Annotated in this window: 21 protein-coding genes; 11 read left to right on the top strand and 10 right to left on the bottom strand. The window is 66.5% G+C overall.

The genetic code is table 11. The features are described from left to right. Window positions 1–28: 28 nt before the first annotated feature. A complete protein-coding gene (locus OCL97_RS05575; protein ID WP_377368354.1) occupies window positions 29–1,522 on the bottom strand; it encodes a bifunctional aminoglycoside phosphotransferase/ATP-binding protein in 1,494 nt (497 codons plus the stop codon). Then, window positions 1,519–2,184: a pyridoxamine 5'-phosphate oxidase gene (gene pdxH, locus OCL97_RS05570; RefSeq protein ID WP_377368352.1), complete on the bottom strand. Its 666-nt coding sequence runs from the start codon at window positions 2,182–2,184 to the stop codon at window positions 1,519–1,521. Before pdxH ends, OCL97_RS05575 begins: the two co-directional genes overlap by 4 nt. Window positions 2,185–2,263: 79 nt before the next feature. On the opposite strand from pdxH, the gene OCL97_RS05565 reads away from it, so the two are divergent. From OCL97_RS05565 to OCL97_RS05550, 4 genes are all read left to right on the top strand, one after another. Further along, window positions 2,264–2,974 (top strand): DnaJ domain-containing protein, encoded by a 711-nt coding sequence (locus OCL97_RS05565; protein WP_377368350.1) that lies wholly within the window; start codon window positions 2,264–2,266, stop codon window positions 2,972–2,974. A 33-nt stretch (window positions 2,975–3,007) separates the two neighbouring features. Then, on the top strand, window positions 3,008–4,129 hold the full coding sequence (gene aroC, locus OCL97_RS05560) for a chorismate synthase (RefSeq protein ID WP_377368348.1): 1,122 nt from the start codon (window positions 3,008–3,010) through the stop codon (window positions 4,127–4,129). Between the two features lie 191 nt (window positions 4,130–4,320). Then, window positions 4,321–4,830: a response regulator gene (locus tag OCL97_RS05555; protein ID WP_377368346.1), complete on the top strand. Its 510-nt coding sequence runs from the start codon at window positions 4,321–4,323 to the stop codon at window positions 4,828–4,830. Window positions 4,831–4,940: 110 nt separating this feature from the next. Continuing rightward, window positions 4,941–5,168 carry a hypothetical protein gene (locus tag OCL97_RS05550; protein ID WP_377368344.1) on the top strand — a complete coding sequence of 76 codons (228 nt, stop codon included), beginning with the start codon at window positions 4,941–4,943 and terminating at the stop codon, window positions 5,166–5,168. A gap of 64 nt (window positions 5,169–5,232) precedes the next feature. On the opposite strand, the gene OCL97_RS05545 is transcribed toward OCL97_RS05550, so the two are convergent. From OCL97_RS05545 to queC, 5 genes are all read right to left on the bottom strand, one after another. Beyond that, window positions 5,233–5,619 carry a VOC family protein gene (locus tag OCL97_RS05545; RefSeq protein ID WP_377368342.1) on the bottom strand — a complete coding sequence of 129 codons (387 nt, stop codon included), beginning with the start codon at window positions 5,617–5,619 and terminating at the stop codon, window positions 5,233–5,235. Window positions 5,620–5,652: 33 nt separating this feature from the next. After that, window positions 5,653–6,225: a TetR/AcrR family transcriptional regulator gene (locus OCL97_RS05540; protein ID WP_377368340.1), complete on the bottom strand. Its 573-nt coding sequence runs from the start codon at window positions 6,223–6,225 to the stop codon at window positions 5,653–5,655. A 98-nt stretch (window positions 6,226–6,323) separates the two neighbouring features. Beyond that, the gene (locus tag OCL97_RS05535; protein ID WP_377368338.1) at window positions 6,324–6,695 is read right to left on the bottom strand and encodes a 6-pyruvoyl trahydropterin synthase family protein; all 372 of its coding nucleotides are present in this window, start codon (window positions 6,693–6,695) and stop codon (window positions 6,324–6,326) included. Window positions 6,696–6,730: 35 nt separating this feature from the next. After that, window positions 6,731–7,363, bottom strand: coding sequence for a 7-carboxy-7-deazaguanine synthase (queE, locus tag OCL97_RS05530; protein WP_305762160.1), 633 nt, complete (start codon window positions 7,361–7,363; stop codon window positions 6,731–6,733). Beyond that, window positions 7,360–8,082: a 7-cyano-7-deazaguanine synthase QueC gene (gene queC, locus OCL97_RS05525; protein ID WP_377368336.1), complete on the bottom strand. Its 723-nt coding sequence runs from the start codon at window positions 8,080–8,082 to the stop codon at window positions 7,360–7,362. Before queC ends, queE begins: the two co-directional genes overlap by 4 nt. Window positions 8,083–8,462: 380 nt before the next feature. On the opposite strand from queC, the gene OCL97_RS05520 reads away from it, so the two are divergent. The 6 genes from OCL97_RS05520 to OCL97_RS05495 all read left to right on the top strand — a co-directional run bounded on the left by OCL97_RS05520 (window position 8,463) and on the right by OCL97_RS05495 (window position 17,788). After that, on the top strand, window positions 8,463–10,838 hold the full coding sequence (locus OCL97_RS05520) for a TonB-dependent receptor (protein ID WP_377368334.1): 2,376 nt from the start codon (window positions 8,463–8,465) through the stop codon (window positions 10,836–10,838). Further along, window positions 10,835–11,161: a hypothetical protein gene (locus OCL97_RS05515; RefSeq protein ID WP_377368332.1), complete on the top strand. Its 327-nt coding sequence runs from the start codon at window positions 10,835–10,837 to the stop codon at window positions 11,159–11,161. The genes OCL97_RS05520 and OCL97_RS05515 overlap by 4 nt, the downstream gene beginning before the upstream one ends. Before the next feature lie 398 nt (window positions 11,162–11,559). Next, window positions 11,560–14,061 carry a TonB-dependent receptor gene (locus OCL97_RS05510; protein ID WP_377368330.1) on the top strand — a complete coding sequence of 834 codons (2,502 nt, stop codon included), beginning with the start codon at window positions 11,560–11,562 and terminating at the stop codon, window positions 14,059–14,061. 212 nt (window positions 14,062–14,273) lie between these two features. Then, window positions 14,274–15,386 carry a response regulator gene (locus OCL97_RS05505; protein ID WP_377368328.1) on the top strand — a complete coding sequence of 371 codons (1,113 nt, stop codon included), beginning with the start codon at window positions 14,274–14,276 and terminating at the stop codon, window positions 15,384–15,386. Between the two features lie 99 nt (window positions 15,387–15,485). Further along, window positions 15,486–16,109 carry a class I SAM-dependent methyltransferase gene (locus OCL97_RS05500; protein ID WP_377368326.1) on the top strand — a complete coding sequence of 208 codons (624 nt, stop codon included), beginning with the start codon at window positions 15,486–15,488 and terminating at the stop codon, window positions 16,107–16,109. An 86-nt stretch (window positions 16,110–16,195) separates the two neighbouring features. After that, window positions 16,196–17,788 carry a matrixin family metalloprotease gene (locus OCL97_RS05495; RefSeq protein ID WP_377368324.1) on the top strand — a complete coding sequence of 531 codons (1,593 nt, stop codon included), beginning with the start codon at window positions 16,196–16,198 and terminating at the stop codon, window positions 17,786–17,788. Between the two features lie 11 nt (window positions 17,789–17,799). Here OCL97_RS05495 and OCL97_RS05490 read toward each other — a convergent pair whose 3' ends face one another. Next, window positions 17,800–18,300 (bottom strand): hypothetical protein, encoded by a 501-nt coding sequence (locus OCL97_RS05490; RefSeq protein ID WP_377368322.1) that lies wholly within the window; start codon window positions 18,298–18,300, stop codon window positions 17,800–17,802. A 102-nt stretch (window positions 18,301–18,402) separates the two neighbouring features. Continuing rightward, window positions 18,403–18,843 carry a YciI family protein gene (locus tag OCL97_RS05485; protein WP_377368320.1) on the bottom strand — a complete coding sequence of 147 codons (441 nt, stop codon included), beginning with the start codon at window positions 18,841–18,843 and terminating at the stop codon, window positions 18,403–18,405. Between the two features lie 323 nt (window positions 18,844–19,166). On the opposite strand from OCL97_RS05485, the gene OCL97_RS05480 reads away from it, so the two are divergent. Then, window positions 19,167–20,459, top strand: a complete 1,293-nt coding sequence (locus OCL97_RS05480; RefSeq protein ID WP_377368318.1) for a glycosyltransferase — start codon at window positions 19,167–19,169, stop codon at window positions 20,457–20,459. On the opposite strand, the gene OCL97_RS05475 is transcribed toward OCL97_RS05480, so the two are convergent. Continuing rightward, on the bottom strand, window positions 20,450–21,226 hold the full coding sequence (locus OCL97_RS05475) for a sulfotransferase (protein WP_377368316.1): 777 nt from the start codon (window positions 21,224–21,226) through the stop codon (window positions 20,450–20,452). The two genes, OCL97_RS05480 and OCL97_RS05475, sit on opposite strands and share 10 nt — an antisense overlap. Between the last annotated feature and the right edge of the window lie 37 nt (window positions 21,227–21,263).

The raw sequence follows: 21,263 nt of genomic DNA, 5'->3' as shown, positions 1-21,263 counted from the left end.
AATCCAGGGGCCTCGCGCGCAGGGGCGATCACCCTCGGGCGTAGCGGATCGACCAGGCCTCGGCGGAGTCCGCGGCGGGACCTGAGGCGTCGACGTGGGTCCAGGTCACCTCGCCGATGTCGCGGTCGAGCTGCATCTGGAGGGTGGCCCGGGTGGCGTCCGACGCGTCGCCGCTGCGGCCGTCGATGCGAGCGGCGAGGATGTCGGGCGCGGCCTCCAGCCAGACGCCATGGAAGACCACGCCCAGCTCGGCGGCGAGCGCCTGAGCGCGGGCGCGCAGTTCGGGTTGAATGAAGGTGGCGTCCAGGACCACGGCGCGGCCGGCGGCCAGCAGGGCGCGCGCATCGGCGAACATCGTATCGTAGACGTCCTGGTAGAAGGCCGGGGAATAGACGGCGCTGGAGAGCCTGGCGTCCGGGGCCACCCCCAGCAGGCGTTTGCGGATTTCGTCGGTGCGTAGAACCACCGCGCCGGGCGAGGCCCCCAGGCCCGGCGCGATCAGGCGGGCGAAGGTGGACTTGCCGGTGCCGGAGAGGCCGCCGACCGCCGCCAGGCTGGGCGCTACCGGTGTCAGGTGGGCGATGGCGGCGTCGAGATAGGCGACGGCGCCCGCATCGTCGCCGCTATAGGCGCAGACATGGGCGCGGACGGCGGCGCGGACCGACAGCATCAGCGGCAGGGCGGCCATGCCGGCCCGCAGTTCATCGCCCCAGCTCCGGGCGGCCTGGTCGAAATAGGCCGACAGGGCGCGGACGGCGGCGTCTGACCGCCTGCGGAACTGCAGGTCCATCAGCAGGAAGGCCAGATCATACTGGACGTCGATCTCCGACAGCACGTCGTTGAATTCGATGCAGTCGAAGAGAATGGGGCGGCCATCCTCCAGCAGGATGTTCCCCAGGTGCAGGTCGCCGTGGCAGTGGCGGCCGAACCCAGCGGCGCGGCGGGCGTCCAGCAGGGGCTCCAGACGGTGGTACTCGGCGTCGGTGGCGGCAGCCGCCTGCTCGACGCGCTCGGCGCCCAACCGCGCGGCCAGGCCCTTCAGCAACTGGGCGTTGGAATCGATGGTGTATTTCAGCGCCTTGCCGCCGCCGCCATTGGGACGGATGGGCGCATCGGCATGGAAGCCGGCCACCGTGCGGCCAAGCGCATCGGCCAGGGCCCCGTCCACCGCCCAGGGCTGGGCGGCCAGGACCGCATGCTCGTCGAAGCGGCGCATCTCGAGGGCGAACTCGACGGTCTCGCCGGCGCCGTCCAGCTCCAGGCCGCCGTCGCGCGCCCGTGTCACCCTGCGCACCGCGCGGTAGATGTCGGAGGCCGCCGCGCGGTTGAAGCTCAGCTCACGCTCGAGCGCCCAGTGGCGCAGGTCCAGGGTGGAGTAGTCGAGATAGCCAAGCTCCACCCGGCGCTTGACCTTGAAGGCCAGCTCGCCGGCCAGATAGACCCGGGCGCAGGCGGTCTCGATGGCGCGGTCAGCCTGGGCCTCGAACCAGGCGGCGACCTCGGCTTCCTGCGGATCGGTCAAGGATAGAGCCGCTGGGTGGTCCAGCCCGAGCCTTCGCGGACGAAGACCAAGCGCTCGTGCAGGCGGAAGGGGCGATCGCGCCAGAACTCGATGCTGTGCGGGGTGATGCGGAAGCCGCGCCAATGCGGCGGGCGCGGCACCTTGCCAAGGCCGAACTTGAGGCCGTACTCGGCGATGCGCTTTTCCAGGGCCAGGCGGTCGGGCAGAGCCCGTGACTGCTGGGAGGCCCAGCCGCCGATCTGGGCGGGCCTGGCGCGGGTCGCCCAATAGGCGTCAGCCTCGGCCTCGGAGACGTGGGAGACGGGACCGCGCACACGGACCTGCCGGCGCAGCGACTTCCAGTGGAACAGCAGGGCGGCCTGCGGATTGGCCGCCAGTTCGCGGCCCTTGGCGCTCTGTTCGTTGGAATAGAAGACAAATCCGCGCTCGTCCGCATCCTTCAGCAGCACCATGCGCACGTCGGGAAGGCCGTCGGCATCGGCGGTGGCGAGGGCCATCGCGTTGGCGTCGTTGAGCTCCTTGCCCAGGGCCTCAGTCAGCCAGGTGTTGAAGAGAGCGATCGGGTCCTCCTCCGAGAGCAGCGGCAGGGGCGCGGCTTCAGTGACGCTGCGGACGTAGTCGTCCTCGGTCGGCGAGGCGGGAATGGGGGGCTTGTCGGTCATGGCCCCGCATATAGCGCAGCCGGTTTCCGGCGTCAGGGCTTAACCCCCCATTGACCGCGTCTTCCTAAGACTGTCGTCGATGGCCGCGGCAAACTCCACGACGATGAGCGCGAAACGGGCGCGCGAGGTGCTGGGCGCAGGCCCCCTCGCCGGCCCCGCCGAACTGCGCCGCGCTTTCCGCGACGCCGCCAAACGCGCCCATCCGGATAGAAAGGGCGGCGACGCCGAACGCTTCCGCGAGGTCGTGGAGGCCTATCACATCCTCCAGACCGCCCCGGTTCCCCGCGACCGGGTGAGCCAGCCGCCGGCCACGGTCAGCCGTCCCATGGTCAGCTCGCCGACCCTTTCGGTCCCGCCCCTGATCGCCATGACCGGCGGCAAGGTGGAGCATCGTCTTCCCGACGGCCGCCGGGTGAAGATCGACCTGCCCGCCGGGATGCGGGCCGGCGACACCGTCCGCGTGGGCGAGGCCGAGCTGGAGGTCGCGATCCGCGGCGACGGCGAGATGCTGGTGCGGGGCGACGACCTCTGGATCACCGTGAAGATTGAGCCGCGCCTGCTGGCGGAAGGGGGCCGCATTGCGGTGGAGACGCCGCTGGGCCGGCGCATCGTCTGGCTGACCAAGAAGGCCGGCGAACGCGGGCTGATCCGCCTTGTGGGCCAAGGCCTGCCGACCCGGGGCCGTCACCGCCAGGGGCACCTGTTCCTGCGCCTGGCCGCCGACAGCGCCACCGGGGATTCCGCCGCCCGCGCCCAGCTTCGGCGCTTCGCCGCCGCTTGGGCGGCCTAGCCATAGTCACAGCGCGCAGTTAGAAGCGCCGGCATGTCGCACAACAGCTTCGGCCATCTGTTCCGCGTGACCACCTGGGGCGAGAGCCATGGTCCGGCCCTGGGCTGCGTGGTCGACGGCTGCCCGCCCAACATCAAGCTGACCGCCGAAGAGATCCAGGTCTGGCTGGACAAGCGCCGGCCGGGCCAGGGCAAGTTCGTCACCCAGCGCCAGGAGCCGGACGCGGTGAAGATCCTGTCGGGCGTGTTCGCCGACGAGCGCACCGACGGCCAGGTCACCACCGGCACGCCGATCTCGATGATCATTGAGAACGTCGACCAGCGCAGTCGCGACTATTCCGAGATCGCCCAAGCCTTCCGCCCCGGCCATGCCGACTACGCCTATTTCGCCAAGTACGGGGTGCGGGACTATCGCGGCGGCGGACGGGCCTCGGCCCGCGAGACCGCCGCCCGTGTGGCCGCCGGCGCCGTGGCCCGCAAGATCCTAGACGGCGTGACGATCCGCGGCGCCGTGGTGCAGATCGGGCCGCACGCTATCGACCGTTCGCGCTTCGACTGGGACCAGACGACAGAGAACCCCTTCTGGTGCCCCGACCCTGCGATGGTGTCTGTCTGGGAAGACCACCTGGAGACCGTCCGCAAATCCGGTTCCTCCACGGGCGCCATTGTCGAGGTCGAGGCCACGGGCGTGCCCGCCGGCTGGGGCGCACCGATCTATGGCAAGCTGGACGCCGAACTGGCCGGCGCCCTGATGTCGATCAACGCCGCCAAGGGCGTGGAGGTGGGCGCGGGCTTCGCCTCGGCCGCCTTCTCCGGCGAGGAGAACGCCGACGAGATGCGGATGGGCAATGAGGGTCCGCTGTTCCTGTCCAACAGCGCCGGCGGCATCCTGGGGGGCATCTCCACAGGACAATCGGTGGTGGCGCGCGTGGCCTTCAAGCCCACCTCCTCCATCCTCTCCCTGCGCCAGTCGATCAACGAGGCCGGCGAAGACATCGACCTGCGCACCAAGGGCCGCCACGACCCCTGCGTCGGCCTGCGCGCGGTCCCGGTGGTGGAGGCCATGACCGCCTGCGTCCTGGCCGACGCCTTCCTGCGGCACCGGGCCCAGACGGGTGGCGGCGCCCACTTGCCCGGTAAAGTAGCAGACCGCTGACGCTTAGCTTCAGGGCGCGGCCTTCAGCGACCTCTCACGCTCCGAATTGTTTTGTTCCGTCAGGGGTTATTGCCCGTTGACCGAACGCGTTCGACGCCGGTATCTGAGCGCCTTCCGCGCCGTTGATGACAACACCCCCATCGGCTCAAGGCCAGTTTTCTAGGTTAGATTGTAGGGCGAACACCAACCCCGTGCGGCTTGAAGTCCTCAAGATCCTGATCGTGGACGACAACCACCACATGCGGGTGCTGTTGTCGGAGGTTCTGCGCGCGGTGGGCCTGCAGAACATCTATGAGGCCGGCGACGGGGCCGAGGCCCTGCAGCAGATGCGGGCCCATCCCATCGACATCGTCATGACAGACCTGGCCATGGAGCCCCTGGACGGCATCGACTTCGTGCGGCTGCTGCGCAATTCCCCCGACAGCCCCAACCAGATGGCGCCGGTCATCATGATCACCGGCCACTCCACCATGCGCCGGATCAGCGAAGCCCGCGACGTGGGGGTCAACGAGTTCCTCGCCAAGCCGCTCACCGCGCGCGGTGTGCTGGACCGGCTGCAGAAGATCATCGACCACCCGCGCCCCTATGTGCGGACCGACGACTATTTCGGGCCCGACCGCCGCCGCAAGGTGGACCCGAATTACGACGGTCCGCGCCGCCGCGCCGCCGACGGGCCCGCGCCCCGCGCGCTCAGGCTCTAGAGTCTTCGCTGTCGCGTCGCGGCCCACGCGCTCAACAGTCCGGCAAGCCGCCTAGCCACCATTTGGTATCAATTGCAGGTTAACCCTGGCGGGCCAGCCGGGGACCCAGCATGACCATCGTCCGCACCGCCGCCACCGCCGCCCTCCTCGCCGCGCTCGGCCTCTCCCAAGCCGGCTGCATCGCCATGGCCGCCGGCGCCGTGGTCGGCACCGCCGTGGGCGTCACCGCCAGCGCTGTCGGCATGACCGCCAAGGGCGCGGGCATGGTGGTGGGCGCGGTGATCCCTGGCGACGGGAAGGACGAGGACGAAGAGCGCGACGACCGCAAGCGGCGCTGAGCCTGGCTAGAAGACCGGCTTGACCCGCTGAAGATTTCCCTCGCCGATCATCCGGGCGCGGGGATCAGCCCCACACCGCCGGCTGGAACAGTTCCACCAGGTTGCCCGACGGGTCCTCCGCCAGGATCTGAGATCCTCCGGGACCGGTGAGGATATCATTGCGGAACGTCACGCCCTCACCCCGCAGGCGACCGACCTCGGCCGCCAGGTCCTCGACGATGATCTGGAAGCGCGTCCATCCGCCCGGCTCGGGCTGGCGGCCGTCGGGCATGGGCCGACCGGCCGAGCTGGCCTTGCCGCTCAGCAGCAGCCGCAGCGGTCCGCGCTCGACCGCCGCGAAGGCCGGCGAGGCGTTGGGAAGTCGGCTGAAGCCCATGAGGCCGACATACCAGTCGGCGGCCTCCTGCACGTCGCTGACCATGTACCGCACGTTCACAACGCTCTCACTCATGGGATCCTCCAGGGGTTGGCACGAAGACTGGGGTCATGGCGCGAGGGTGCGCCGAAGGACGTGTTGCAGGGCGCCCTGAACGGCCGCGCGGTCGCCGCATCCGGCGACGGCGTCGGCCGCCTCGTGGATCACGGCGTACAGCAGGCGTCCCGTAGCGTCCGGATCGACCGGCCCGAAGGCTTCGGCCTCCTGGCCAGCACGGATCACGGCGGCGAGCCGATGGATGGCGTGGTCGGCCAGGGGCCGGCGCTCGGCGAAGTCGGAATGGAAGACGGCCTCACCCACGCCGCGCCGGGAGAGGGTGAACTCGATGAAGGCCAAGGCCTGGGACTCCACGAGGCCCGGCCAGTCCACCGGGCCCTCGACCTCGGTGGGCAGGGGGTAGGCGGTGTCGAACTGGGAGACCAGCCGCTGCCGGATCGTCTCCAGCAGGTCGTCCCAGGTGGGGAAATAGAGGAAGAAGGTGCCCTTCGCGACGCCGGCCTCGCGGACCACATCCTCCACCCGCGCCCGGCCGCCATTGGCCTGCAGCAGGCGTTCGGCGGCCTCGACGATCTCGAGCTTCCGAGCCTCGGGATGAAGCCGCCGCCGCGGAGGTCTGTTCATGGGGCCCTTCCTGATGACCGACAGTCATTAACTAATGACCACGGGTCAGTGTCAAGGGGCCGCCGCCTTGCAACCCCCTCGCCTGACTCCACAGGCGCCTAGAGGTTCAGCGCGCAGCTTTCGCTGATGGTGGGGCGCGAGACCACGATGCGGCACAGGCCGGGGAACGTGACCTTCAGGCGCTCGGCGAAATAGAGGCAGAGGTGTTCCAGGGTCGGGCGTTCGAGGCCGGGCTTCTCGTTGAGCAGGCCGTGGTCCAGCTCAGCGGCCACGGCGCGCAGGGCGCTGTCCAGGTCGGCGAGATCGGCGACCCAGCCCACCGGCTCCTGCGGCTTACCGCGAACAGTGGCCTCCACCTTGAAGGAATGACCGTGCAGGCGCGAATAGGGCCGGTGCTCGGGCCCATCTTCAAAATAGTGCGCCGCGTCGAAGGTCGCGGCCTTGGTGATCTCGAAAATCGGAGCGGTCATCAGCTGTCTTTGGCGTCGCTGAGCGCAGTCGCAGCTCAGGGAATGCCGAGATATTTGTGGGTTTGGACGCTTAAACGCCACTGGGGGTGGGCGAGGCAATAGGCGATCGCCGCCTGGGTGTTTTCCAGGCGCGCCGGACCGTCCATCGGCTGTAACAGGAACCGCTCGAAATCCCACGACGTGAAGGTGGCCGGATCGACGTTCGCCTGCGGGAAGACCAGCTTCAATTCCTGCCCCGTCCGCTGAACGACCGGCGCATCGGCCTTGGGGCTGACGCAGATCCAGTCGACGCCGCTGGGGGCCGCCAGGGTGCCGTTGGTCTCCAGCGCGATGGTGAAGCCCCGCCCATGCAGGGCGTCGATCAGGGGCGGGTCCAGCTGCAGCAGGGGCTCGCCGCCGGTGCAGACCACCAGGCGGTTGTCCGGGCCGCCCGTCCACCTGGCCGCAACCGCATCGGCCAGGGCCTCGGGGGTCGTGAAGCGTCCGCCCCCCTCCCCGTCCATACCCACGAAGTCGGTGTCGCAAAAGGTGCAGACGGCGGTGGCGCGGTCCTGTTCCCGGCCGCTCCAGAGGTTGCAGCCGGCGAACCGGCAGAAGACGGCGGGGCGGCCCGCCTGCCCTCCCTCCCCCTGCAGGGTCAGGAAGATCTCCTTGACCGAATAGGTCACTGGACGAGGTCCGGCCGGCCGGCGGCCACCCATTCGTTCCAGCCTCGCACCCGCAGGTCGCAGGCCGGGCAGTCGCCGCAGCCGTGGCCCCAGGCGTGCAGCTCGCCGCGTTCGCCGCGGTAGCAGGTGTGGCTGTCGGCGACGATCAGCTCCACGAGAGCCTCGCCCCCGAGGGTCTTGGAGAGCGCCCAGGTCTGGGCTTTCGTGAGCTTCATCAGCGGAGTTTCGATGACGAAGTCCTGGGCCATGCCCATGTTCAGCGCCGTCTGCAGGGCGTCCAGGGTGTCGCGGCGGCAATCGGGATAGCCCGAGAAGTCGGTCTCGCACATGCCGCCCACCAGGAAGCGGGCCTCGCGGCGATCGGCGAGCGCGGCCGCATAGGTCAGGAACACCAGGTTGCGCCCGGGCACGAAGGTGTTGGGCAGACCCTTCTCCGTCACCTCGAAGGCGCGCTCGGTGGTCATGGCCGTCTCGCCCACCGCGCCGAAGCCGGTGAGGTCGATGACGTGGTCGTCCCCCAGCTTACCGGCCCACCGAGGGAACCGCTGCAGGAACCCGGCGCGCACCACTTGGCGCTGGGCCATCTCCACGGCGTGACGCTGGCCGTAGTCGAAGCCCACGGTCTCGACGTGGTCGTGGCGCTCCAGGGCCCAGGCGAGGCAGACGCTGGAGTCCTGGCCGCCGGAAAACAGCACGAGGGCGCGGGTGGGTTGGCTCATCGGCTCCATATGCGTCAGAGCCGGCCAAATCGAAAGGCCGGCGCGACCGTGGGCCGCGCCGCACGGCTTTCCCCGGCGCCGCCCCTAGGGACCGGTTCATCGTACGGGCGATCAAAAAGTCGCCCATCCCTTGAGAAATCAGGCCTCCATGCCGCTACGGAAGGTTCAAAGACCCTTGGTATTTGCGCCACATCGCCGCCAAAAAACGACCGACTGAACGCTGTTCACCTATCGCTGTGCGTTGACAGACTCTTGGTCGCGGCGTGACCGTCACCTCTGCTGGGACAGCCGCCGCGGGTTCCAGGCCAAGATTTTTGCGTGGCGAATGCTGACAGACCGGACCGGCGTAGAAAGTCCGGCTGTCATGGGAGGATAATTGAATGTCCAAAACTCTGCACCTGCGGAGCCTGCTGGTTGCTGGCGCATCCGTGGCGGCCTTTACAGCAATGGCCTCGCCAGCGTTCGCCCAAGCCACAACGACCATCGAAGAGCTGGTGGTCACCGCTGAAAAGCGCGAACAAAGCCTGCAGGACGTCCCCATCGCGATCTCGGCCTTCACCAGCCAGCAGCGCGACAAGGTCGGCATCAGCACGGTGCAGGACCTGACCAATTTCACCCCAGGCTTTGTCTACCAATCTGCAAACGACCGCGCGAGCATGCGAGGCATAGGCCGCCTCACCAACGTCCACTCGGTCGACGGCGCTGTGTCGATCTACGTGGACGGCCTGTTTACAACCTCGACAGTGCTGGCTGGCGGCCCGCCTTTGGATGTGGATCGGGTCGAGATTTTGCGGGGCCCTCAGGGCACGCTCTACGGCCGCAACGCGATCGGCGGCACCGTCAACGTTATCTCCGCGCGGCCGACTGAGGACTTCTACGCGGAGGTACGGGCAATTGCGGAGAATTATGAATTCACAAACTTCCAGGCTGCGATTTCGGGTCCAATTGCGGATGGCCTGAGGTATCGGGTTTCAGGCTACAAGCTCGACCAGCGGGAAGGCTACTACGAGAACGTCAATGGCGGCCCTTCTGAAGGCAGCAAACGTGACGAGTATCAATACCAACTCCAGTTGGAAGCCGACCTCGGTGAGAACGCTGAACTCTGGGCCTCATACAAGACCCTGGCCTGGCACAACCGGGGCGGACCCGGCGCCCGCGCAGGCTTTCTCAACGGGCAATACGAGACAGGCCTCCTCGATCCCAACTTCCCGGTCGTTTACAATTCGGCCTTCGGCTACAGTAACGGGATTGTACCGGGCAGCCTTGTGCAGTTTAACGGAGGCGTCACGAAGACTAATCCAGCGCTGACTGACTCTCACAAGTTCAACACAAACCTCACTCAACGCGTACGCTTAAGCGATGTGAATTCATTCACAACGCAGTTCGTCTACCATGCGCAGAATTTTGACATTAAGTATGTGGGCGGATTTCAGGAGTACAACTACGATCTCTACGGGGACACAGACGCCACCAACGTCCAGTCCTACCAAATCCCGCTCGCGCCCGGGTCTCTTTGCGGAAATGTCGCCGCGTTGTTCGCCGCCGGCGCCTCGACGGTCAATTGCTCGCCGCTAACCGTCAACGCCAACAACGGCTATCACTACTTTGAGTACCCTAAGTGGTATAGCAACGAGATCAATATCTCCTCGACGACGGACGGGCCCGTTCAGTGGATCGTGGGAGCGTTCGACTACCAGGAAAAATACACCGGCACGGGAAGCACCGCCGACTTCTTCCTTGTCGGGCCCAGCAACCTGAGAACGCCAGTGCTCGGCGCAGCGCAAAATCCGGACCAGTTCTGGTCGACCGGCACCTACTCCCTCACTACACAGAGCAGGGCGCTTTTTGGGCAGGTTGACTGGGACGTCACCGACACCGTGAAGCTCACGGTGGGCCTCCGGTACACCAAGGACAAGAAGTTCGGGACTGAGAACCGCCGCATCGTTTGCAACTCTGATGCTTGCTATCCAGGCCTCTATCCGGCCCTCGGACTTAGCGGTTTTGGCCCAGGAACGGCGGCGAACTACGGCAGCCTGCTGGGCAACATCAACGCTCTGCCTGCGGTCGGCGCGGCCTTGGGCCTCGGCGGCGCCCTGAACGGCCTCGCCGGTCTGGGCAACGGCGCCTTTGACCTGACCGACACCCTTGCGCCAAAGAGCACCTCGGGACTCATCAAGGGCGTCACCAGTCCCTCGGTCTGCACGGCTGGGGTCTGTCGCCAGTACACCATCAGCAGCGCGACAGGCATCGCCAGCCGTGAGCTGAGCGACACCTCTGACGCCACGACCGGGACTGCTGGGTTGCAGTGGCAACCGGACGACGACACGATGGCCTATGCTCGCTACAGCCGAGGCTATAAGGCCTTCGGCTTCTCCGCCGGTGGTTTCCTTGCCGTGCCCAAGGCCGATGCCGAGTTCGCAAATGCCTACGAGATTGGGGTCAAGAAGAATTTCCCGAATCTCCAACTGAACGCCGCCTTGTTCTACATTGATTATCGAGACCTTCAGGCGCCGGTCACGATCAGGGTAGGCCCAACTAACGTCGGCCAGTTCGTGAACATTGCTAAGTCGCGTTCCAGCGGACTGGAGTTAAGCGCGATTTGGCAGCCAGCGCCGCCGATCCGCTTAACCTTGGATTACGGCTACAACCCTACCAAAATCGTGGAGAGCGTATCGCTCGTCGACGTCAACGATAACGTCACCACGACGGCAGTCAGTGTTAAAGGAAATAAGCTCCCGAGCATAAGGTCGCGTTGAACGGCGCTTATACGTTCGACATGGACGCTGGCGCCCTCACTTTGGGAGCAACCTACCTTTACCGCAGCGAGTCCTACGCCAATGTCTTCACGCGCAGCTACAACATGGCGCCTTCTTGGGACCAGGTAGACCTCCGCGCGTTCTGGCAGCCGTCCGGCGGCAAATACACCGTCATCGCTTATGTCAAGAACGTCTTTGATACTGAAGGCTACGCGGCGGCGGTCGCCGGGTCCCAGCGCAATCTCCCCCTCACCGGGGCCGCCCAGAACCTGGAAATAACGCCGCCCCGGCTCATGGGCATGGAGCTTCAATACCGCTTCTAAACGAACTCTATGAACTGAAGGGGCGGCGGGGAAACCCGCCGCCCTTTTTCTTGGCCGCCGTGCGGAAACGCCTCGCTGAATGTAGGCTGCACGCCAATTTCGAGGCACGGTATGAACCGCAGCCACGGCCACCTCCCGGATTGGTTAAGCTTTCCCAGGAATTAACAGGGAAACCAAAGAACGCGGGTCAGTTTTGTACCGCCCGTTTGAAACTGCGGTACTTCGGCCACAGCGACACGAAAGCGTCGCCAAAAGCCCGCGCCTTTCGGCGCCGCACATTGACGGAGGCGCGCGCGCGACCGAGGTATCGCGCGCCTCGGCGCCTCCCCGCGCCCTGGCTTCATCAGATTCGTACATGCAGGCGGACGCGGGCGAAGCCCCGCCGCCCGGGAGGATACATGTCTTCAGTCAACCGTTTCCGGCTGCGCACCGTTCTGGCGCTCGGGGTCTCGACCCTGACCCTGGCGGCGATCGCCGCCCCCGCCCTCGCCCAGGACGCCGCCGCCAACGATTTCACCATCGATGAGCTGGTGATCACCGCCGAGAAGCGCGAGCAGGCCCTGCAGGACGTTCCGGTCGCGGTGTCGGCCTACACCTCCAACCAGCGCGACGTCATCGGGATGAACAACATCCAGGACTTCGTGAACTTCACGCCGGGCATGAACTATTCCGGCACCGACCGGGTGTCGCTGCGCGGCGCCGGCCGTAACACCTTCTATGTCGGCAACGACCCGGGCGTGGCCGCCTACACCGACGGCTTCTATTCCGCCTCCTCGTCGGAACTGTTCAAGTCGCCGCTGTTCGTCGAGCGCACGGAAATCCTGCGCGGTCCCCAGGGCACCCTCTATGGCCGCAACGCCATGGGCGGCGCCATCAACACCATCTCCAAGCGCCCGGCCGACGAGTTCGGCGGCGAAGTTCGCCTGGCGGTGGGCAACTACGAACGCACCAAGATCGAAGGCCTGGTCTCGATCCCGGTGGCCGAGCACCTGCGCTTCTCCATCGGCGGCAGCCAGGACTGGCAGCGCGACGGCTTCATCAAGAACATCGGCCCGGCCAACGACGGCGGGACCATCAAGCGCACCTATTTCGAAATCCAGGCCGAGGCCGAGCTGGGCGACAACACCAACGCCTGGCTGCGCTACTCGCGCTCGAACTGGGACGACACCACCGGCGTGGGCGACCGCCTCTCCAACCTGGTGACGCCTTACGACACCACCCGCGTGTTCCAGCCGATCGGCGGCCTGCTGCCCAACCCGCAATTCGGCTACGGCGTCGCCAACCCGGGCGTCACCGATCCCTACAAGCAGAACACCAACCGCGACGGCTACGGCTACCTGCGCGGCAACCACGTGCTCACCGCCCAGGTGACCTATGACCTGGGATGGGCCGACCTGAAGTACATCGGTGGTTTCCAGCAGTACAACTACCAGACCGGCGGCGACTATGACGCCACCAGCCGTACCGGCGCCATCGCGATCCCGGGCATGGCGGTTCCGTTCTTCCCGGACCTGACCACCGACTTCAACGAGAACAAGCGCTACTTCTCGAACGAGGTGAACCTCACCTCCAACAGCGATGGCCCGCTCTCGTGGATACTCGGCCTGTATCAGTACAAGGAAGAGTACAAGCAGCGGATCCAGCTCGGCTCGCCGCAGCAGTCGCAGCTGGCCACCCCGCTGACCCTGGCCGGCACGCCCGCCGCCCCCAACCCGCTGCGCAACTTCGCCGACCAGAACGCCACCCTGGAGTCCAAGGCCTGGGCGGTGTTCGGCCAGTCGACCTACAAGTTCAACGACGCCTGGGCGATCACCGGCGGCCTGCGCTACACGGTCGACGACAAGGACGGCTTTGAGACCCAGCGCCTGATCATCCAGTCGCCCTCGATCTTCAGCGGCGCCGCGGCCTTCGACGTCTCCAGCGACATGGACCCGCTGACCCCGGGCGTGCAGAACTTCCGCAGCCTGTCCGACAGCTGGAGCGCCGTCACCGGCACCCTGAACTTGGACTGGACCCCGGACCAGGACACCCTGGCCTATGCCAAGTACAGCCGCGGCTACAAGTCTGGCGGCTTCCTGCTGGGCACGCTCGCTCCGCAGCCGAAGGCCGACGAAGAGTCCGTCAACGCCTACGAAATCGGCCTGAAGAAGACCTTCAACGGCCGCTTCATCCTGAACTCGTCAATCTTCTACAACGATTTCAAGGACCTGCAGCTCAACCTGTCGCAGCTCAACGCGACCGGCACGGCGGCGGCCTCGAACTTCGTGAACGTCGACGCCAAGGCCTGGGGCGTCGAGCTGGAAGCTCAATGGCGTCCGATCGAGCCGCTGCAGATGATGGCCTCCTACGGCTATCTGAACACCGAGATCACCCGCGGTTGCTGCTTCTATGACCCGGCCGATCCGTCGGCCCTGCTGCCGGGCGCCCAGCCCCGCGGCGGCTCGGCCACCACCAATGGCGTCCTGCTGGTCTTCCAGGACCTGAAGGGCAGCCAGCTCTTCCAGTCGCCGGAGAACAAGTTCGCGTTCAACGCCAACTACACCTTCGACTTCGCCCCGGGCTCGCTGATCCTGTCGGGCACCTACACCTGGACGGACTCGACGATCTACCAGCCCTTCAACGACCCGGCGTTCGAGGTTCCGGCCTACGGCACCGGCGATCTGCGGGCGCTGTGGAAGGACGCCGACGACAAGTACACGCTCATCGCCTCGGTGAAGAACGTCACCGACGAGCAGGGCTTCACCTCGACGGGCTCCACCAACCCGACGGCGGTGTTCGGCAATCCGAACCCCGGCCTCGTGGTGGGCGGCACGCCGTACCTGCGCCAAACCGGCGTCTCGATCTCGCGCGGCCTGATCGCGCCGCGCACCTACAGCCTGGAACTGCAATACAAGTTCTAGGATCTGGATGACGGCCCGGCTCCAAGGAGCCGAATTTTCTCCAGGAAATTCAAGGGCGGCGGAGCAATCCGCCGCCCTTTTTCTGCGCCTGCGTCAGGAATTTTCAGCGCGTGCGACCTATTGCAGCGCTCACAACTCTCAGTCTCTGACCTTAACGTCTCTGCAAGCGCTTACGCGCATTCTGGGCGTAGTTCCCCCCGCGTCGGCTGTTCATGTCCCTGCCAGACTTTTTCTTCGAACGGATCACCAGCGAAATCCATCAGCAGATGGAAGGCGTGCAGGCGCTTGCGGAACGTCTCGCGCGCCACCCCCTGGGCGCCGACGCCCAGGCCTGCGTCGCCGGCGTCAGCGAGGCCGCGGCCTGCGTGCGCCAGATCCTGGCCTCCAGCGCCGACCTCAAGGACGCCGCCACCCAGGGCATGGCCTTCGAGCCCGCCCCCAAGCGCTTGCGTGACCTGGCCGACGAGATCGAGGCCCGCTGGGGACAGAAGGCGGCCAAGTCCGGCGTCACCCTGCTGGTCTCCTATGACGGAGCGCCGGAGATGACGGCGCTCATCGATTCCGCCCGGGTCATGCAGGCCTTCGACGGCTTCATCTCCCAGGCCCTGGCTGGCGTGCGCCACGGCGCGGTTGAGGCCACCCTGCGAGCCTATCCGGCCGGGGACATGGTGCGGCTGGAAGGCCGCGTGCGCGGCGGCGGCGAACGCAGCGTCGGCGACGCCCTGGATATCCAGGAGATCGAGGCGCTGTTCGGGCTGGAAACGGCCCTGTCGGTGGCCGTCGGCCGCCAGATCATCGCGGCCCTGGGCGGAGACGTCCACACCGAGGCCAACGCCGGGGCCGGGGAGACCCTGGTCTTCGAATTCACCGCCCCCACGGCCGTGGAAAGCAACGGCGAGGCGGAGCCCGACAATCTCGACGCCCGGCAGCGGGCCGCTCACATCCTGGTGGTGGACGACAACGCCACCAACCGCATGGTGGCCGAGACCCTGTGCGAGATGTTCGACTGCACCTCGGAGTCGGCCGTCGACGGCGTAGAGGCCGTGGCCGCCGCCCGCACCGGCCGCTTCGACCTGATCCTGATGGACATCAAGATGCCCCGCATGGACGGGGTCACCGCCACCCAGGCGATCCGCGCCCTGCCTGGCGCGGCGGGCCGGGTGCCGATCATCGCGCTCACCGCCAACGCCGACCCGGAGGACGCCGCGGGCTACCTCGCCGCGGGCATGAACGGTGTCGTGGAAAAGCCCATGAAGCCCGAGAACCTGCTGAAGGCCCTGCAGGAAAACCTCGGCGGCGCCGCCGAAGAGTCGGTCGCAGCCTAGCTTCGTCCCGCCCTGCCCCGGCGCGGCGCGCCGTCTGCGGACACTGGCCTTGGGCGGCGACCTGAGGGATGCTGGTCGAAAGTTCGGGGACGAGACGCCATGTCATCCTTCTACAGCCGCAAGATCCTGCCGGGTCTTCTGACCTGCGCCTGCTCCTCGCCACCGATGATGAAACAGCGGGCCAAGATCGTCCCCCGCGCCAGCGGACGGGTGCTGGAGCTGGGCATCGGGATGGGACTCAACCTGGCCTTCTACAATCCGGCGGCCGTCACCACGGTGGTGGGGGTCGATCCTTCGCCCGAGCTGCTCGCCCTGGCCGAGGCCGCGCCCCGGGCGCCCGGCCTGGCCGTCGAGGTCGCAGAGGGAACCGCCGAGGCCCTGCCCTTCGAGGACGGCAGCTTCGATACGGTGGTGTGCACCTTCACTCTCTGCTCGGTCCATACGCCGGCTGCGGCCCTGACCGAGGCGCGCCGGGTGTTGAAGCCCGGGGGAGAGTTCCTGTTCTGTGAGCATGGCCTGGCTCCCGACGCCGACGTCGCCAGATGGCAGAGGTTCTGGGACCCGCTGTGGAGCCGCATGGCCGGGGGCTGTCACATCATCCGCCCCGTGGCCGCGGCCCTTCCCGCCGCCGGGCTGAAGGTCGACTGGCTGGAGACCATGTACCTGCCGGGCACGCCGCGCATCGCCGGCTGGAACGAGTGGGGCCGCGCGGTGGCCGCCTGACGTTTGCGCTTGCCCACGCACCGGCGGGTCGCGCTAGGGTAGAGGTCGAGTGACGCGTTACCGGCGTCGGCCTGTGGGGGGCGAAGATGGCGGCGCCGAGCATTTCCGAGATCACCAGCGTCCTGCTGTACGACGAGGGCAACGCCTGGAGCGGGAACCAGATCACCTTCAGCTTTCCCAAGGCCGGCAGCACCTGGCCGACCTACGCCGTGGACGACGAGCAGGCCAACGCCGACTACGGAACCGTGACCGAGGCCCAGGCCGCGGCCATCCGGCTGGCCCTGCAAGCCTGGGACAAGGTCATCGCCCCCAGCCTGGTGGAGACCGACGACGTCGCCAATACCGGCCAGATCCGCTTCGCCTTCACCGACGTCAATGACGTCACCGGCAACGAGGACACCACGGCCTTCGCCTATCGCCCGCCCCAGCCGGGATTCGCCCAGGGGGCGTGGCAGGGCGACGTGTGGCTGGACGAGACCTTGAAGACCTCGAACTTCGCCCCGAGCTCCGCAGGGTTCGAGACGGTGCTGCATGAGTTGGGGCATGCCTTGGGCCTGCAGCACCCGTTCGGACCGGGCGCCACCCTGCCCACCGGCTACGACAACGTCCGCTATACAATAATGTCCTATGACTTTCCGCAGGACATCTTCCACGTCACGATCGAGCCCGTGGACGGGGTTAACCGGCTGGTGGGACGGGCGGTCAGCCCCACCACCCCGATGGTCTTCGACATCGTCGCCCTGCAGGCCCGCTACGGCGCCGACCCCACCACCGGTCTCGGCGACACCACCTACACCTGGTCCCAGGCGACCCCCATGATGCAGGCGGTCTATGACGCGGGCGGGACCGACACCTTCGACCTCTCGGCCCATACCCGCTCATCGATCATCGACCTGACGCCAGGCGCCTATTCCTCGATCGCCTATTATTCGGCCCAGGCCCAGGCCGACTACTGGAGCAGCATCTATCCGAACTCCGCCGCCACGATCGCCGAGTTCATCATCGACCCGGAGACCTACACCTGGTCCGACAACCTGGGCATCGCCTATGCGACAGTGATCGAGAACGTCCTGGGCGGGTCGGCCACGGACACTATCCTGGGCAATGACGCGGCCAACTATCTGAACGGTGGCGGCGGAAACGATTTCCTGCGCGGCTTCCTGGGAGACGACAGCATCGTCGGCGGGGCCGGCTTCGACGACACCCACGGAAACCAGGGTAATGACACCGTTCGCGGCGGCGACGGTCACGACTGGGTGGTGGGCGGCCAGGGCAATGACATGCTCTACGGCGAGGCCGGCGATGACCTGGTCTACGGCAATCTCGGCGCCGACACCCAGGACGGCGGCGACGGCGTCGACTGGGTGCGAGGCGGGCAGGCTAATGACAGCCTGTCGGGCGGGGGCGGCGACGACTGGATGTCGGGCGACCTCGGCGACGACACCCTCAGCGGGGGCCCCGGCGCCGATACCTTCCGCACCTGGGGCGGCACGGGAATCGACCGGATCACCGACTTCAGCCGCGCCGAGGGCGACCGGGTGCAGCTTGACGTCGGGACCGCCGCCACCGCCTCCCAGGTCGGCGCCGACACGGTCATAGACATGGTGGGCGGCGGCAAGATGATCCTGGTGGGAGTCTCCCTGGCCACCCTCGATGGCGCCTGGATCTTCGCCGGCTGATCCGCCGGGATCTAGCGGCTGACGCCCGCCGCCCGGCAGCCCTGAACAAAACTCGCCAGCATCGCTGGCGGCGGGGCGTCATAGGGTCCGAACTGCGTGGCGCCGTAGGATCCCTCGATCACCTTGGCGGTCTGCATCACGGTCAACAGGTCCTGGGTGATCGGCCCGGCCGCCTCGAGGCCCGCAGGTCCCGCCAAGGATTCCGGAGTCACGGCCAGGGCGAAGGGCTCGCCGTCGAACCCGACCGACAGCCGATCTTCGCTGGAGATCGGAATGATCTGCTCCACCGCCACCTGGAACACGTCGGGATCGCGAGCGCAGCTCAGACGGATCGCGGGCGTCTGAGCGCTGGGGGCTGCGGGCGCATAGCTCAGCGCCATCCCGGCCCCCGTGACGATGGACGACCACCGAGAAGCCGGCGGCTCAGGCGCCTGGGGCGCCGCGGGCGGCGCAGGCTCGCACGCTGACAGGGCCAGCAGGGACAGGACGGGAAGCAGGGCTTGGATGCGCATGGGTATGCCATAGCACACCAGCATCGCGCGGCGACGCCCTGCACCTCCGACGGGACTGAGCTGGGGCCGCCGCCCAATTCCCCGCAGGGGCCCTCTTGAGGCTCAGACCTTGGGCTTTGGCGCCTTGCGCAGCTGTTCGGCGCGGTGGTCACGCTCCTTCTGGACTTCCTCCTCCGAGACCAGGTCGGCGAACGCCTCCGGCTCCGCCAGGGGGCGGAGCTCGAGCGCCCCACTGGAGAAGGGAACCCGCCGCGCCCAGGCCAGGGCCTCGTCGGTGTCCTTGCAGTTGAGGATCCAGTAGCCCGACGCGAGCTCGGAAACGTTGTCGAAGGGCCCGTCGGTGACGACCGCGTGGCCCAGGCCTTCGAACCGGATCCGCTTGCCGGCGGAGCTGGGCTGCATGCCCGCCCCATCGAGGAGGATGCCGGCGGCGATCATCTCGTCGTTGAACCTGCCCATATCGACCATCAGCCGTTCGACGTCGGCGGGCATCTCGCCACGCTCCGACTGGGGGGTCGCCTTGACGATCAACAGGAAGCGCATCGGTTCATCTCCTCAGGACCTAGTTGGGTCACCCAAGTATGACGGATGACGCGGGGCGATCCCGACACCTAGTCGCGCATTTGTCCGCAAGACGCCGAGGGCGACGGGGTTACGTCTGCTTCCGGCCACAGGGTAATCGGCTGCTGACGCCTCGATGCGGACCTCCAGAGAGTCCACTTCCGAGCATAGGGCAGCGGGTCTCCTCCACAAAGAACTGACCCTACGTTTGACGACCCGTGATGGAGACTATTCTGATGGCCCCAGAATCGCGAGGGATTCGCGAGTAGACCCATCAAGATGCGCCGCGTGAGGCAGGAGTAGGGATGACCCTCGAGTACGAGCGGCCGGACATTGAAACGACCATCACTTCGGCGCGCAGCTGGGCCGAACTCGACGCGGCGATGGAACAGGTGATCTTGCTCAACAGAGGATTTCGCAATCCCGCGATCCACGGACGCAAGCTTTTCGTGGGGTGGTTCGACAAGTTGGCGCCCGGGATCGCGAACCGCCTCGGTTTGATCGACGTGCCGCAACCGCAAAAGTCTAACGAGCGGATCGTCGTCCTAGCCACGATACTGCGTCACACTGGCGGGCATAGCCAAGTGGTGAAGGACATCATGCACGCCTTCCCTGGTCAGGTGACGGGAATTTACACCGACAGCTACCGCGAGCTTCCGGAAGAACTCGGCGAGATGCCGCAGCTGACGACCGTCTTCCAGGAGCGTGCCTGGCTGTATCCACGCCGACGGCGCCTGCTAGAACGGTGCGTGGAAGTCTACATGATGCTGAAGGCGATCCAGCCCACTCGAATCCTCCTTTTCGGCCATGGAATGGATATCGTTCCCATCCTCGCCGCCTGGCCCTTTCGAGAGGTCACTGAGTTCGTACATCACTTCGATCACGCGCCCGCGGTCGGGGCTACCTTGCCATTCTCCAGCCACGTCGATCTCACCTATCGTTGCCACCTCGCGTGTCGGGAGGCAGGCCTCAATCCAGTGTACGCTGGAATGACATCACCCACCTTGGCGACTGGACCTCGGCCACAGCGTGAAGCGGGCAAAGGGCTGGTGATCGCGACATGTGGGAGCTCCAACAAGTACCGCGGCGCTGGCGCCTTCTCATGGGCGAGCTACTTCACCGCCGCCCTGAAGGCTGAACCGGACAGCCGCATCGTCCACATCGGGACAGTCACCGAGGACGTAATGTCGGCGATTGCGGCCGGATTGAAGAAGGAACGGATCGATCCATCGCGCTACGTGGTGACCGGCTTCGTGCCCAGCCTTCATGCCGAGTTGATCGCCCAGGGAGCGGACGTCTACTTGTCGAGCTATCCCGAAGCGGGTGGCAAGGCCAATCTCGAAGCGCTAGCGGCGCAGATCCCAGTGATAGTCCCGGTGGATCTCGACGCGCCCAGCCTCTCGCGCTTCGACATTCCGATGCCCGGGTGGATCGAGATCAATCGCCCCTATCAGATCGCCAATGCCCTGAAGAAGGCCCGGGCCCTTGGCGAGGACCTGCAGTCCACCGAATACGTCGCCGCGCTACGACGAGAACTCAACCGTTTTGAGAACTACATTCACCTGCGCACCGACCCGTCACCAGCCGATCACTCGTAGTTAAATCGCCGCATCAGAGGGGCGCACGTTTGGCGCACGTGGCCGGCAAGCAGAGCGTCCAATGGCGAAAGTCGCGGACTTAGGTCGATCTTTCCGTAGTATTTCGGCGATCCCCAGGGGTCGTCGCCCTGGTCGGGGGCGGTCCCCCACATATTGGCCGGATCGAGATCGCTCACGCCGAGAAACGCTCCCAATTCGGCGTGAATGCGAGCATCCGCTAGGTCTTCGTAGCGGAGAGCGAAAAGCCGGCCTCCGAAGTCGGTCGAGAGCACCGCTTGATAGGCTTCCATCATTTCTCGCGCCACGCCGACAGCGTCCGCCGCGCTGAACGGGCGCCCACTGCCCGCCCGCTCGTGCACCTCCTGTCGAGAACGGACGATGTCGATCGGATTGCGGACAGTTACGACAAAGACGGCGTTTTCCGGATGAAGCTGCGCCAAATCCGGGAAAAAGCGGGTCAGCAACGGGTCCTTGCAAGCAAGGATGGGGCGCCTGTCGAGGGCGTCCCATATCCGCCTCAGGGCGAGGTCGCTGTGCTCGCGCATGTGCGCGCGAAAGGCCTCGCGGTCAGAGAAGAATGCGGAGGTGTGCTGGTCCCAGGCCACGGCCCCGTTTCGGTACGCCAAAGCTATGCCGCGATAGAAACTGATCTCCGGATGATAGCGTGTGACCCTCGCGGAGGTGCAGATCAGCGCGTGCGCAACCGTGGTGCCCGACCTCGGGGCCCCGCCGACAAACACAATCTTTTCGGGAGCTGACGCCTGCATCGGACCTTTGGGGAACTTGGTAGCGGGCCAAGGCTGG

This window comes from Phenylobacterium ferrooxidans (genome assembly GCF_042714595.1).
Classification (GTDB): domain Bacteria; phylum Pseudomonadota; class Alphaproteobacteria; order Caulobacterales; family Caulobacteraceae; genus Phenylobacterium; species Phenylobacterium ferrooxidans.
This window is presented reverse-complemented; position numbering and strand designations above follow the sequence as displayed.

Bases quoted from the DNA above. Each gene is read 5' to 3' on its own strand.
- pdxH (WP_377368352.1), bottom strand. From the start codon at position 2,184: ATGACCGACAAGCCCCCCATTCCCGCCTCGCCGACCGAGGACGACTAC.
- OCL97_RS05565 (WP_377368350.1), top strand. From the start codon at position 2,264: ATGGCCGCGGCAAACTCCACGACGATGAGCGCGAAACGGGCGCGCGAG.
- aroC (WP_377368348.1), top strand. From the start codon at position 3,008: ATGTCGCACAACAGCTTCGGCCATCTGTTCCGCGTGACCACCTGGGGC.
- OCL97_RS05550 (WP_377368344.1), top strand. From the start codon at position 4,941: ATGACCATCGTCCGCACCGCCGCCACCGCCGCCCTCCTCGCCGCGCTC.
- OCL97_RS05545 (WP_377368342.1), bottom strand. From the start codon at position 5,619: ATGAGTGAGAGCGTTGTGAACGTGCGGTACATGGTCAGCGACGTGCAG.
- OCL97_RS05540 (WP_377368340.1), bottom strand. From the start codon at position 6,225: ATGAACAGACCTCCGCGGCGGCGGCTTCATCCCGAGGCTCGGAAGCTC.
- OCL97_RS05535 (WP_377368338.1), bottom strand. From the start codon at position 6,695: ATGACCGCTCCGATTTTCGAGATCACCAAGGCCGCGACCTTCGACGCG.
- queC (WP_377368336.1), bottom strand. From the start codon at position 8,082: ATGAGCCAACCCACCCGCGCCCTCGTGCTGTTTTCCGGCGGCCAGGAC.
- OCL97_RS05520 (WP_377368334.1), top strand. From the start codon at position 8,463: ATGTCCAAAACTCTGCACCTGCGGAGCCTGCTGGTTGCTGGCGCATCC.
- OCL97_RS05510 (WP_377368330.1), top strand. From the start codon at position 11,560: ATGTCTTCAGTCAACCGTTTCCGGCTGCGCACCGTTCTGGCGCTCGGG.
- OCL97_RS05505 (WP_377368328.1), top strand. From the start codon at position 14,274: ATGTCCCTGCCAGACTTTTTCTTCGAACGGATCACCAGCGAAATCCAT.
- OCL97_RS05500 (WP_377368326.1), top strand. From the start codon at position 15,486: ATGTCATCCTTCTACAGCCGCAAGATCCTGCCGGGTCTTCTGACCTGC.
- OCL97_RS05495 (WP_377368324.1), top strand. From the start codon at position 16,196: ATGGCGGCGCCGAGCATTTCCGAGATCACCAGCGTCCTGCTGTACGAC.
- OCL97_RS05490 (WP_377368322.1), bottom strand. From the start codon at position 18,300: ATGCGCATCCAAGCCCTGCTTCCCGTCCTGTCCCTGCTGGCCCTGTCA.
- OCL97_RS05485 (WP_377368320.1), bottom strand. From the start codon at position 18,843: ATGCGCTTCCTGTTGATCGTCAAGGCGACCCCCCAGTCGGAGCGTGGC.
- OCL97_RS05480 (WP_377368318.1), top strand. From the start codon at position 19,167: ATGACCCTCGAGTACGAGCGGCCGGACATTGAAACGACCATCACTTCG.
- OCL97_RS05475 (WP_377368316.1), bottom strand. From the start codon at position 21,226: ATGCAGGCGTCAGCTCCCGAAAAGATTGTGTTTGTCGGCGGGGCCCCG.